This is a genomic window from Amycolatopsis sp. NPDC051128 (genome assembly GCF_040682715.1).
Taxonomy (GTDB): Bacteria; Actinomycetota; Actinomycetes; order Mycobacteriales; family Pseudonocardiaceae; genus Amycolatopsis.
In genome coordinates, this window is the sequence record NZ_JBFBBN010000045.1 from 68,855 (window position 1) to 80,505 (window position 11,651).

Sequence of the window (11,651 nt, forward strand, 5' to 3'; positions counted from 1 at the left end):
GAGTGATATCAAATGACTTAAAGTGACCCTCGTGTCGAGGGCTCTGCGGCCGTCGGTAAAGTACGCGGCATGGCAAGCCTCGAAGATCTCGAAGCCCGCGTGACCGCGCTGGAGGAGCAGATGCAGCACACGCGGCGGGACGCCGCGGCCGCGCGCGTGCTCGCCGGAACCGCGGACCGCGATGTCTCCGAGTTCAAGCAGACCCTGAACGGCCACACCAAGGTGCTGAACGCCGTGCGAGAGACCCAGGTCGAGCACGGCCGAGACATCGCCGGCCTCAAGACGGAGGTCAGCAGCCTCAGAGCCGAGATGCAGAGCGGGTTCACGACGGTGAACATCGGCATGGAGCGGATGGCTCAGCTCCTCCAGCAGGTCATCGACAAGGGCTGATCGCTCAGGTCAGCTCCCCGGCCAGCAGGTCCATCAACAGCCCGTCGTGCCAGGTGCCGTCCGGGCCCCGCTCGTAGTCGCGCAGGACGCCCACCGGCCGGAATCCCACCTTCGTGTACGCCCGGATCGCGGCTTCGTTCGCCGCGGCCGGGTCGATCGTCAGGCGGTGGTGGCCCTGCGCCACCAGGTGCCGGGCCAGCGCGCGGACGGCGTCCGTGCCGAGGCCGCGGCCGTGGAAGTCCGGGTGCAGCGCGATGTCGATGCCCGCGTGGCGGTACTGCGGGTCCGGCTCCTCGGCGCTCTGGATCACCCCGACGACTTCGCCGTCCAGCACGATGACATAGACGGTGAAGCCCTCCTCGACGGCGTAGAAGTCTTCGATCTCGGGTTCCGCCCACCAGCGGGCGACCTCCGGCGTGGCGAGAATCTCGCGCAAGCGAACGCGATCCGTTGCGACGATCGGGCGCAGCCGCACCCGTTCGCCGGTGATGACAGTCATGATGGTTCCTCTCTCGTAGCGAACGACGGCATCGCGGCGTCTGTTACGAGGAGGGGCACGAGCGGACGTGCGTCAACCGGGCATACCCGGATTCTGCACCGGCGCGCACCGCCCGTCAGCCGATTTTCGCCGGAGGGACGGCCGATGGATCCGTACACCGGCGGCGCGCTTGCCTGGCTCGCGCAGGGCGCCGCTTCGAACCTCGTGGACCGGCTCGTCGACCGCGCGCTCGCCGGCTCGCCGCAGCGGCCCGCCTGGCCGCGTCCTGGCGGGGCCCCCGCGGGGACGGTCGAGATCTCCGTGCGGCACCACCAGGCGACCCGGGCACGGACGCCGGTGATCCTCACGCTGCAGGAGGACGGCAGCCGCAGCGGCACGGCGTTCTCGGTCGTGCTGGGCTACACCACCCGGGTCGCCCTGCCGGACGGCGCCTACTTCGGCGCGGCGATGGTCATCGACCCGCTGCGGCGCACCGGCGCCGGCCCGACGCTGCAGGGCATCGGCTGGTCACGGCTGACCGTCGCCGCCCGCCGGACGTCGCCGCTCGTCATCCCGGCCCACCGGCCGTCGGAGTCGGTGATGCTCGGGCTGGGCCTGCGCAAAGCCGACGGAACGCCGCTGTTCCGGCTCTAGCCCCAAGGCCGGGCAGTTAGCTGCGGCAGCGAGCTGTCAAGCTGCCCGATTTGCCCGATTTCAGGTGCTCGGCCTTGGCTCTAGCCCAGCAAGGCGTCCACGAAGGCGCCCGGCTCGAACGGCGCCAGGTCGTCCGGGCCCTCGCCGAGCCCGACCAGCTTCACCGGCACCCCCAGCTCGCGCTGGACCTGGAAGACGATGCCGCCCTTCGCGGTGCCGTCCAGCTTCGTCAGGACGATGCCCGTGACGTCGATGACCTCGGCGAACACCCGGGCCTGCATGAGCCCGTTCTGGCCCGTCGTCGCGTCGAGGACCAGCAGCACCTCGTCGACCTTCGCCTGCTTCTCGACGACGCGCTTGACCTTGCCCAGCTCGTCCATCAGGCCCGTCTTCGTGTGCAGCCGGCCCGCGGTGTCGATCAGCACCGCGTCGACGCCGGTGTCCACGCCGCGCTTGACCGCGTCGAACGCCACCGCCGCCGGGTCCGCGCTCTCCTTGCCGCGCACGACCTCCGCGCCGACGCGCTCGGCCCACGTCTGCAGCTGGTCGGCCGCCGCCGCGCGGAACGTGTCCGCCGCGCCCAGCACCACCGTCTTGCCCTGGGCGACCAGCACCCGGGCGAGCTTGCCCGTGGTCGTCGTCTTGCCGGTGCCGTTGACCCCCGCCACCAGGACCACCGCGGGCTGCTTCTTGCCGTCGACGATGTGCGGCAGGGCCCGGACCGCGCGCTCGCTGTCGGTCGACAGCTGCGCCGTGAGCACCTCGTGCAGCACTTCGCGCGCCTCCGCCGAAGACCGCACCGCACGCCGGGAAAGCTCGTCGCGCAGCCGCTCGACGATCTGGTTCGTGGTGGCCGCGCCCAGGTCGGCCATCAGCAGCGTGTCTTCGACGTCCTGCCAGGAGTCCTCGTCGAGGTCACCGGCGCCGAGCAGGCCGAGCAGGCTCTGGCCGAACACCGACCGCGACTTCGACAGCCGGCCGCGCAGCCGCTCCAGGCGGCCGGTGGCGGGGTCGATCTCCTCGGTGACGGGCTCGGCGGCTTCGGCCTCGGGAGCCTCGGGCAGCTTGACGTCGCGCACCGTGCGCTGGGCCGAGTCGCGCGGCACCGCCGCGTCGTCGCCCACCGCGGGCTGCCCGTCGACCTCCGGCCGTTCCTCGACCGGGTGCTCGACGGTCCCGGCCGAACCACCGGGCGCGAGCGCGATGCCGCCACTGGCCGCATAGCTGCCGCCCTTCGGTTTCTTCTCGACCTCGCGTTCGGCGTCCAGGCGGATGCGGCGCTTGCGCGCGATCAGCAGGCCGGTCACCAGAATGGCGACCAGCACGACGACGGCGACGACTACGAACAGAAACCAGGTGCTCGACACGGGCCCCATCCTTTCATCCGCGCCCGCCGGTCCCGGACACCCCGCCCGCACAGGCAATTCATAACGACGTTGGTCCCGATTGAGCCAAGACTTCACCACGTGGGTTGCGTCACACCGGGGGCTGCACTAAACCCCTCCGGATGGGGATGCAAGCCAGCCATGGCTTCCGGGTGCTCGGGCTGATCTCGGGCACGTCGGTCGACGGCATCGACGTGGCCGCCGCCGACCTGCACGCCGAGGACGGCACGGTGGTGCTGACGCCGCTCGGCGAGCTCGACGTCCCCTACCCGGAGCCGCTGCGCGAGGGCCTGCTCGCCGCGCTGCCGCCGAACCCGTGCACCGCCGGTGAGCTGACGCGGCTCGACACCGGCGTCGGCCAGGCGTTCGCGGACGCGGCCCGGCGCGGGGCCGGGGAACTCGCCGGGGGCACCGCGGACCTCGTCGCGTCGCTGGGCCAGACGGTGTTCCACTGGGTCGAGGACGGCGCCGTCCGCGGCACCCTCCAGCTCGGCCAGCCCGCGTGGATCGCCGAGCGCACCGGGCTGCCGGTGCTCGCCGACCTGCGGGCCCGCGACGTCGCCGCGGGCGGCCACGGGGCGCCCCTGGCCAGCACGCTCGACCAGCTGTGGCTGCGCGGCCTCGCCCAGGACACCGGCCGTCCGGTCGCCGCGCTCAACCTCGGCGGCATCGCGAACATCACCGTCGTCGCCGCGGGCGAACCGGCGACCGCCTACGACACCGGGCCGGCGAACGCCCTGCTCGACCTCGCGGCCCACCGCGTCACCGGGCGGCGCAGCGACGTCGACGGGCGGCTCGCGCGCAGCGGGTCGGTGCGCACCGACCTGCTCCTCCGGTTGCTCGCCGACCCGTACTTCGCCGCCGCGCCGCCGAAGTCCACCGGCAAGGAGCACTTCAACGCGCCCTACCTCGACGCCGCGCTGGCCGGGCTCCCGCCGGTCGAGCCCGGCGACCTGCTGGCGACGCTGACCGAGCTGACCGCGGTCACGGTCGCCGACCAGTGCCGCCGCCACGACGTCGCGACGGTCATCGCCTCCGGCGGCGGCGTCGCGAACCCGGCGCTGATGACGGCGCTCGCGCGGAACCTGCCGTCAGCGCCCAAGACGGCGCTCAAGACCAGCGACGACCTCGGCCTGCCCGGCGCCGGCAAGGAGGCGTACCTGACCGCGCTGCTCGGCTGGCTCACCTGGTGCGGCGTGCCCGGTACGGTGCCGTCGGCGACCGGTGCCAGGGGGCCGCGCCTGCTCGGCGCGCTCGTCCCGGGTGCCGGGCCACTGACCCTTCCCGCCCCGCTGGGGGGCGCCGTGACGCGGTTGCGAGTCGCGGAGAAGGCCGGATGACGGTAGGAGAAGTCCATGCGCGGTGTTGACCTCGCGATCATCGTGATCTATCTGGCGGCGATGCCGCTGATAGGCGTGCTCGTCGGCCGCAAGCAGCGGTCGGCGGCCGACTACTTCGTCGGCGAGCGCAGCCTCCCCTGGCCCGCGGTGATGCTGTCGGTGGTCGCCACGGAGACCTCGACGCTGACCGTGATCAGCACGCCGGGGCTGGTGTTCGGCAACGCGTTCCTGTTCCTGCAGCTGGCCTTCGGCTACATCATCGGCCGGACCGTCGCCGCGTTCGTGCTGCTGCCGAGGTACTTCCGGGGCAACCTCGTCAGCGCGTACGCGTTCCTGGGGAAGCGGTTCGGCTCCGGGCTGCAGGGCACCGCGTCGGTGACGTTCGTGATCACCCGGCTGCTGGCCGAGGGCGTGCGCCTGTTCGCCGGCGCGATCCCGATCAAGGTGATCCTGGGGCACTACGACATCCACCTCGACTACTGGGTGATCGTCGTGATCCTGACCGCGCTGACGCTGATCTACGCCTACATCGGCGGGATCAAGGCGGTCGTCTGGGTCGACGTCATCCAGCTGTCGCTGTACCTGGGCGGCGCGGCGGTGGCCGCGATCGTGCTGCTGAACAAGCTGCCCGGCGACTGGGCTTCGCAGGCGTCGGCGGACGGCAAGTTCATGCTCGTCGACTTCACGAAGCACCTGCTGACCAGCCCGTACGCCTTCGTGACGGCGGTGCTCGGCGGCGCGGCGCTGTCGATGGCCTCGCACGGCGCCGACCAGCTGATCGCGCAGCGGCTGATGGCCACGCGCAGCCTGCGCGACGGCCAGAAGGCGCTCATCGGCAGCGGCGTCATCGTCACCGTGCAGTTCGGGCTGTTCCTGCTCGTCGGGTCGATGCTGTGGGTGTTCAACGGCCGCAAGCCGGTCGCGCAGCTGGGTCTGCAGAGCCCGGACGACGTGTTCTCGCGGTTCATCATCGACGATCTCCCGGTCGGCGTGTCGGGCCTGCTCATCGCCGGGGTGCTCGCCTCGACCATGGGCGCGCTCGCCTCGGCGCTCAACGCGCTTTCGACGTCCACTGTGGCCGACCTCTACCAGCGATTCACCAAGCGCTCCGCGGAGGACTCGAAGCTGCTCCAGCACGGTCGCATGTGGACACTGATCTGGGCCGTGGTGTTCGCGGTGTTCGCGTCGCTGTTCTCCACCACGAAGAACTCGGTGATCGAGCTCGGCCTGGCGATCACCGGGTACACCTACGGCGCGCTGCTGGGATCGTTCCTGCTCGGCCTGCTGATCAAGAAGGCACGGCAGCTGGACGCGATCATCGCGTTCGTCACCACGGTGCTGGTGATGGCGTTCGTCATCCTCGGGGTGAAGTTCAGCGCGAAGACCGGCGGGCTGATCGGGATCGACTTCAGCAAGGCCGCCGGGGACAAGGTCGCGTTGGCCTACCCCTGGTACACGCTGCTGGGTGTGGTGATCACGCTGGCCGTGGGTGGTCTGCTGGCGCTGCGGCACCGCACGCCCGACCCGAAGGCGGCCGAAGCGACCGGTGAGGCCGAAGAGGTCACCGCCGCCTGATCCTTCTGAACCGCTTCCGGCGGGCGCCCGTGTCCTGTGCGGGAGCCCGCCGGAAGGCGGCGGGAGGAAACGAAGGTGGAACCATGAAACGGATGACGGTGGCGCTCGCGGTCGGCGCCCTGCTGGTCGGCGGCGCGGCGACGGCTTCGGCCACCCCGGCGGGATCGAAGGTGCCTGCCCAGATCAAGGTGCCCGACGGCAACCGGCCACTGGCCACCTACTTCGGCGACGGCGTGCAGATCTACGGCTGCGCGAACGGCGCGTGGACGCTGATCCAGCCCGCGGCCGTGCTGTCCAGGCACGGGAAGCCGGTGGCCATCCACGGCAAGGGCCCGGTGTGGACGTCCACTGTGGACGGCAGCACGGTCGGCGCGGCGGCGGTGGCGAACTCGCCCAAGCAGGACGCGATCCCGCAGCTGCTGCTCAAGGCGAACCTCAACACCGGGGACGGCGTCTTCGGCAAGGTGACCTACATCCAGCGGCTCAACACGCGCGGTGGCGTGGCCCCGGCCGGCACGTGCGCGGCGGGAGCGCAGACCGCGGTCAAGTATTCGGCGGACTACGCCTTCTGGGTGGCCGGCTGACATGCGCCCCAATGTGGCGTTGGTTGCGTCCAACGCACCCAATGTGGCATTCGGTGCGTCCAACGCACCGAACGCCACATTGGGGCGCATGAGCGCGGCAGGCCCGGCTGGTGGGCGTCGTGCGCCGCGCGAAGACGAGATGTGAACCGGGTCAGCCGACCGCGACCGGTTCGTCGTCGGCTGTGCGCAGGCGCTGCGAGATCACCTTCGTGATGCCGTCGCCCTGCATGCTCACGCCGTAGAGCGCGTCGGCGATCTCCATGGTCGGCTTCTGGTGGGTGATGATGATCAGCTGCGAGGAGTCCCGCAGCTGCTCCAGCAGCCCGATCAGCCGGCGCATGTTGGTGTCGTCGAGCGCGGCCTCGACCTCGTCCATGACGTAGAACGGTGAGGGCCGGGCGCGGAAGATCGCGACCAGCATGCCCACCGCGACCAGCGACTTCTCGCCACCGGACAGCAGCGAAAGCCGCTTCACCTTCTTGCCCGGCGGGCGCGCTTCGACGTCGACGCCGGTGTTCAGCAGGTTGTCCGGCTCGGTGAGGACCATCCGGCCCTCGCCGCCCGGGAAGAGCACGCTGAACACCGTCTCGAACTCGCGGGCCACGTCCGCGTAGGCGCCGGCGAAGACCTCGAGGATCTTCTCGTCGACCTGCTTGATGACCGCTTCGAGGTCCTTGCGGGTGTCCTTGAGGTCCTCCAGCTGCGTGGAGAGGAACTTGTACCGCTCCTCCAGCGCCGCGAACTCCTCCAGGGCGAGCGGGTTCACCTTGCCCAGCAGGGAAAGGTCCTTCTCGGCGCGCTTGGCGCGGCGGGCCTGGGTGTTGCGGTCGTAGGGCATCGGCGGCGGCGGGGTGACGTCCTCGCCGCGGTCCTTGGCCGCCTCGTACTCGGCCATCTCGCCCGCGCTCGGCGGGACCGGGACGTCCGGGCCGTACTCCTGCACCAGATCGGCGAGGCCGATGCCGAAGTCCTCGGCGATCTTGGTTTCGAGGGTCTCCAGCCGCAGCCGCTGCTCCGCGCGCAGCACCTCGTCGCGGTGCACGGCGTCGGTCAGCTTCTCCAGCTCGCCGGTGAGCTCGCGGACCCGGGCGCGGACGCCGGTCAGCGCGGCCTCGCGGCTCTGGCGGCGAGCCTGGACCTCGTCGCGTTCGGTGGCCGCGCGCTGGACGGAGTGCGCGATGCGCTCCAGCGCGATCTCGCCGCCGTTGACGACCGCGTTGGCGATCTCGGCGCCGCGCTTGCGGGCCACGGCCGCGCGCTCGGCGCGTTCACGGGCCTGCTGCTCAGCGTGCGCGGCGCGGCGGAGGCCTTCGGCCTTGCCCGCGATGCCGCGCGCCCGCTCCTCGGCGGTGCGCTGCGCGAGCCGCGCTTCCATCTCCTCCTGCCGCACGACGGCCAGCTCTTCGACGGCCTGGTCGCGCTCGGCGGTGTCCGGGTCGGCCTCGACGGGCTGCTCGGCGACGGCGGCGAGCCGTTCCTCCAGCTCGGCGAGCTGCGCCAGCGCCTGCACGCGGCTCTGCTCGACCTTCGCGCGTTGCCCGGTGAGCCGCTCGACCTCGGCTTGCGCCTGGCGGGCCGCCTGCTGCATCCGGTTGAGCCGCTCCGACGACCGCGCCTTGCGGACCTTGGCTTCCCCGAGGGCGTCCTTGGCCTGGGAGACCTCTTCGCGGCGCGCCTGCTGCTCGGCGCGGGCGCCTTCCAGCTCGGCCGCGTACCGCTCCAGCGAGCGCTCGGCCAGGCGGAGCCGCTCCGCCGCCTCGTCGACCGCGGCCTGGACCTCGATCACGCTGCTCTCACGCGTCGTGGAACCGCCGGCGGCCCAGCCGGCGCCGAAGACGTCGCCCTCGGCGGTGACCGCCCGGACGTCCGGGTGCCGCTCGACCAGCTGCCGGGCCGACTCGAGGTCGCGGACCAGGGCGAGCCGGTCGAGAGCCCGCTCGACGGCGGGCCGCAGCTGCGGCGGCGCGGTGACGACGTCACGGGCCCAGCGCGCGCCCTCGGGCAGCGCGGGCCACGAGTAGGTGTCCACAGAGGACTCCGGACCGCCGAGCAGGATGCCCGCGCGGCCGGAGTCCGTGTCCTTCAAGTACTTCAGCGCGCGCAGGGCGTCTTCGCCGCCCGAGACGGCGACCGCGTCGGCCACCGGGCCGAGCGCCGCGGCCAGCGCCACCTCGTACCCCGGCTCGACGGTCAGCAGCGCGGCGACCGAGCCGAGCAGGCCCGGCAGCTCGTGGGACGCGCCGAGCAGCGCGCCCGCGCCGTCCTTGCGCCGCAGCCCCATCGACAGCGCCTCGACGCGCGCCCGTTCCGACGCGATCTCGCGCTCGGCGGCGCGCTCGGCCTTCACCAGTTCTTCGACGCGCGCCTTGGCCGCGTTGTTGGCCTCGACCGCGCGGTCGTGGCGGTCCATCAGGCCGGCGTCGTCGGACTCCTCGACCCCGCCCTCGGCCTTGGCCTCTTCCAGCTCCTCGACGGCGAGCTCGGCGCGTTCGGCGGCCTCTTCGAGGGAGACGCTGAGCCGGTCGATCTCGTCGGAGGTGGCGCCGTTCTTGCTGCGCAGCGCCTCGACCTGGCCGGTCAGCTTGGCCATGCCCTCGCGCCGGTCGGCGATGGCGCGGACGGCGGCCCAGTGCGCGCGCTCCGCGGCCTGGACGCGCTGTTCGAGGTCTTCGCGCCGCAGCACGGTCTGGGCGAGCAGCTCCCGGGCCTCCATGACGGCCTCGTTGAGCTCTGCCTCCTGCTCGGCGACCTGTTCGGCCTCTTCGAGCAGCTCTTCCGGGTCGCGGCCGCCGGTGTGCGCGGCGACGTCGGCGGACAGGTGCCGCTGCCGCTCGATCGCCAGGCGGACGGTGCCGCGGAGGCGCTCGGCCAGCGCGGACAGCTTGTACCAGGTCTCCTGGGCGGTCTGCAGCAGCGGCGCGTCCTCGGCGAGGGAAGCCTCCAGCTCGGCCTCCTCGGCGGAGACGACCTCGAGGGTCTGCTCGACCTCGGCGCGGCGCTGTCGGGCGGTGCGCTCGTCGGCCTCTTCGCGGGCGATCGCGTCCCGCTGGGTGACCAGGTCGTCGGCGAGCAGCCGCAGCCGGGAGTCACGCAGCTCGGACTGCACCGACTGGGCCTTGCGGGCGATCTCGGCCTGCTTGCCCAGCGGCTTGAGCTGACGGCGCAGCTCGGTGGTGAGGTCGCCGAGCCGGTCGAGGTTGCCCTGCATGTTGGCCAGCTTGCGCAGGGTCTGTTCCTTGCGCTTGCGGTGCTTGAGCACGCCGGCGGCCTCTTCGATGAAGGCGCGGCGCTCTTCGGGCTTGGATTCGAGGATCGCCGACAGCTGGCCCTGCCCGACGATGACGTGCATCTCGCGGCCGATGCCGGAGTCCGAGAGCAGCTCCTGGACGTCCATCAGGCGGCAGCGGTCGCCGTTGATCTCGTACTCGCTCGCGCCGTCGCGGAACATCCGGCGGGTGATCGACACCTCGGAGTACTCGATGGGGAGCGCGCCGTCGGCGTTGTCGATGGTGAGGGTGACCTCGGCGCGGCCGAGCGGGGCGCGGCCCGCGGTGCCGGCGAAGATGACGTCCTCCATCTTGCCGCCGCGCAGATCCTTGGCGCCCTGGGTGCCCATGACCCAGCGCAGCGCGTCCAGCACATTGGACTTGCCCGAGCCGTTCGGCCCGACCACGCAGGTGATTCCCGGTTCGAAGCGCAGCGTGGTGGCCGAGGCGAAGGACTTGAAGCCCTTGAGCGTCAGGCTTTTCAGGTGCACGTGGTGCTGACCCCTCTGGCCGCGGGTACTGGCGGTTCAATCGGCCCAGGCTACCTGGGGGTGCCCGGGGACCGCCGGACGCGCCCCTCGTCGGCGTGCCTTAGCACAGCGGAAGCGGTACCAGCAACCTCTCGAGCCGCATCGGCCGGGGAGCACTTACCGCTCGACGAAGCCCCGGAGTCCCCCCTTCGGGTCGGACCAGCGCTCGGCGACGTGCTCCACACTTCCGGGTGATTCTCCCGACCGTAGCGCCGCCAACAGCCGCGCACAGTTGTCCCGGCTACCCTCCGCTATGACCTCGACACGGCCGTCGGCGAGGTTGCTCGCGCTCCCGACCAGGCCGAGCTCGAGCGCACGACTGCGGATCCACCAGCGGAAACCCACGCCCTGCACCCGGCCGCGGACCCACGCCGTCAGCCGGGTGTGCGTTTCTTCCCCACTCACGCTGTTCTCCCTCCCGGGTCAACCAACCGCGCACAGTAACTGATCAAGGCCACTACCTGGGCGAATGCTCCCGCGGCGGTGATAATCTCCCCGCCGAGGTCGCTCCCCCGCCGCGGGCGCGGTGTCCGATGACGACGCAGTGCCCCAGATTCACGACCTCGAACCGCGACTCCCCCATTTCCCAAGGAGCCTGTATGCCCCGCCCCGACGGGTCAGATTCGAGCTCACGCGTCACCAGGATCGACACCGCGCCGCCACGGAGCAGCAAACCGAACCGCACCGGGTACGTCGTGCTCGGGGTCGCCGGACTGGTGGTCTCGACCGCGTTCGCCGCGGTCGCGGGGCTCGCCGGACCCGTCCCCGCCGGCACCGCGGGCGGCACCGGGGGCCCCGGCGGCCAGGGCACCGTGCCGGCCGGCGTCCGGACGCTGTCGAACACCCCGTCCTCCACCGGCCCCTCGACGGTCGGCGGCGAGCCGACCACCTCGGCCCCGACGTCACCGAGCACCCCGACGACGGTCGTGTCGGTGAGCCCGGACGGCAAGACCACGACCACGGTCGTCCCCCGTTCCTCGACGCCGCCGCCGCGTGGCGACACGGGCGGCAACCCGCCCCCGGCGACGACGTCTCCCCCGAAGCCGACGACGCCGACCTCGACCAAGCCGCCCGTGACCACGACGCCGACAACCCCGACGACCTCGCCCACGGAGCCGACGACGCCGGGCGGCGGCTCCAGCTCGGCAGGCGCCCCCTCGGCGAGCACGACGGAAACCGGCCCCACCACGCCGTAGCCAACGCTTCTGAAGGCCACCACCAGGGCAGTGGATGCCCTGATGGTGGCCTTCAGCGCATCCGGCGCCGGAGTTTCGCGGCCCGGCCCATGCGCCCCAATGTGGCGTTCGGTGCGCTGGACGCACCCAACGCCACATTGGGTGCGTCAGGTGCACCCAACGCCCAAGGCCGGGTAGTCAAGGATTCCTCTGCCGCGCAAGCGGTCAACGGAACGGCCGTGAATGGCCCATTGAGGGACTCTATGTCCCTCAA

The 11,651-nt window shown here is 71.9% G+C and carries 10 protein-coding genes; 5 read left to right on the plus strand and 5 right to left on the minus strand.

Annotated elements, in window-relative coordinates; all coding sequences use genetic code 11:
* The first annotated feature begins 69 nt into the window (after nucleotides 1-69).
* Nucleotides 70-390: a hypothetical protein gene (locus AB0M82_RS34600; RefSeq protein ID WP_364731144.1), complete on the plus strand. Its 321-nt coding sequence runs from the start codon at nucleotides 70-72 to the stop codon at nucleotides 388-390.
* A 4-nt stretch (nucleotides 391-394) separates the two neighbouring features.
* Here AB0M82_RS34600 and AB0M82_RS34605 read toward each other — a convergent pair whose 3' ends face one another.
* A complete protein-coding gene (locus AB0M82_RS34605; protein WP_364731146.1) occupies nucleotides 395-889 on the minus strand; it encodes a GNAT family protein in 495 nt (164 codons plus the stop codon).
* A gap of 144 nt (nucleotides 890-1,033) precedes the next feature.
* Here AB0M82_RS34605 and AB0M82_RS34610 point away from each other — a divergent pair, with 144 nt between their 5' ends.
* Nucleotides 1,034-1,522 (plus strand): hypothetical protein, encoded by a 489-nt coding sequence (locus tag AB0M82_RS34610; protein WP_364731149.1) that lies wholly within the window; start codon nucleotides 1,034-1,036, stop codon nucleotides 1,520-1,522.
* A gap of 80 nt (nucleotides 1,523-1,602) precedes the next feature.
* Here the strand turns inward: AB0M82_RS34610 and ftsY are convergent, their stop codons facing one another.
* On the minus strand, nucleotides 1,603-2,889 hold the full coding sequence (ftsY, locus tag AB0M82_RS34615) for a signal recognition particle-docking protein FtsY (protein WP_364731151.1): 1,287 nt from the start codon (nucleotides 2,887-2,889) through the stop codon (nucleotides 1,603-1,605).
* 140 nt (nucleotides 2,890-3,029) lie between these two features.
* Here ftsY and AB0M82_RS34620 point away from each other — a divergent pair, with 140 nt between their 5' ends.
* From AB0M82_RS34620 to AB0M82_RS34630, 3 genes are all read left to right on the plus strand, one after another.
* Entirely contained in the window at nucleotides 3,030-4,247 is a 1,218-nt protein-coding gene (locus AB0M82_RS34620; protein WP_364731153.1) for an anhydro-N-acetylmuramic acid kinase, read from the plus strand.
* A gap of 15 nt (nucleotides 4,248-4,262) precedes the next feature.
* The gene (locus tag AB0M82_RS34625) at nucleotides 4,263-5,822 is read left to right on the plus strand and encodes a sodium:solute symporter (protein WP_364731155.1); all 1,560 of its coding nucleotides are present in this window, start codon (nucleotides 4,263-4,265) and stop codon (nucleotides 5,820-5,822) included.
* Between the two features lie 83 nt (nucleotides 5,823-5,905).
* Complete coding sequence (locus tag AB0M82_RS34630) at nucleotides 5,906-6,406, plus strand: DUF3455 domain-containing protein (protein ID WP_364731157.1); 501 nt, start codon at nucleotides 5,906-5,908, stop codon at nucleotides 6,404-6,406.
* 151 nt (nucleotides 6,407-6,557) lie between these two features.
* Here AB0M82_RS34630 and smc read toward each other — a convergent pair whose 3' ends face one another.
* The 3 genes from smc to AB0M82_RS34645 form a co-directional block, all read right to left on the minus strand.
* Complete coding sequence (gene smc, locus AB0M82_RS34635; RefSeq protein ID WP_364731160.1) at nucleotides 6,558-10,163, minus strand: chromosome segregation protein SMC; 3,606 nt, start codon at nucleotides 10,161-10,163, stop codon at nucleotides 6,558-6,560.
* Between the two features lie 156 nt (nucleotides 10,164-10,319).
* Nucleotides 10,320-10,607, minus strand: a complete 288-nt coding sequence (locus tag AB0M82_RS34640) for an acylphosphatase (protein WP_364731163.1) — start codon at nucleotides 10,605-10,607, stop codon at nucleotides 10,320-10,322.
* A gap of 52 nt (nucleotides 10,608-10,659) precedes the next feature.
* Complete coding sequence (locus AB0M82_RS34645; RefSeq protein WP_364731166.1) at nucleotides 10,660-11,421, minus strand: hypothetical protein; 762 nt, start codon at nucleotides 11,419-11,421, stop codon at nucleotides 10,660-10,662.
* Nucleotides 11,422-11,651 lie beyond the last annotated feature (230 nt).

Excerpts from the sequence above, each read along its gene's own strand:
- AB0M82_RS34600 (WP_364731144.1), top strand. The coding sequence starts at position 70 with ATGGCAAGCCTCGAAGATCTCGAAGCCCGCGTGACCGCGCTGGAGGAG.
- AB0M82_RS34605 (WP_364731146.1), bottom strand. The coding sequence starts at position 889 with ATGACTGTCATCACCGGCGAACGGGTGCGGCTGCGCCCGATCGTCGCA.
- AB0M82_RS34610 (WP_364731149.1), top strand. The coding sequence starts at position 1,034 with ATGGATCCGTACACCGGCGGCGCGCTTGCCTGGCTCGCGCAGGGCGCC.
- AB0M82_RS34620 (WP_364731153.1), top strand. The coding sequence starts at position 3,030 with ATGGGGATGCAAGCCAGCCATGGCTTCCGGGTGCTCGGGCTGATCTCG.
- AB0M82_RS34625 (WP_364731155.1), top strand. The coding sequence starts at position 4,263 with ATGCGCGGTGTTGACCTCGCGATCATCGTGATCTATCTGGCGGCGATG.
- AB0M82_RS34630 (WP_364731157.1), top strand. The coding sequence starts at position 5,906 with ATGAAACGGATGACGGTGGCGCTCGCGGTCGGCGCCCTGCTGGTCGGC.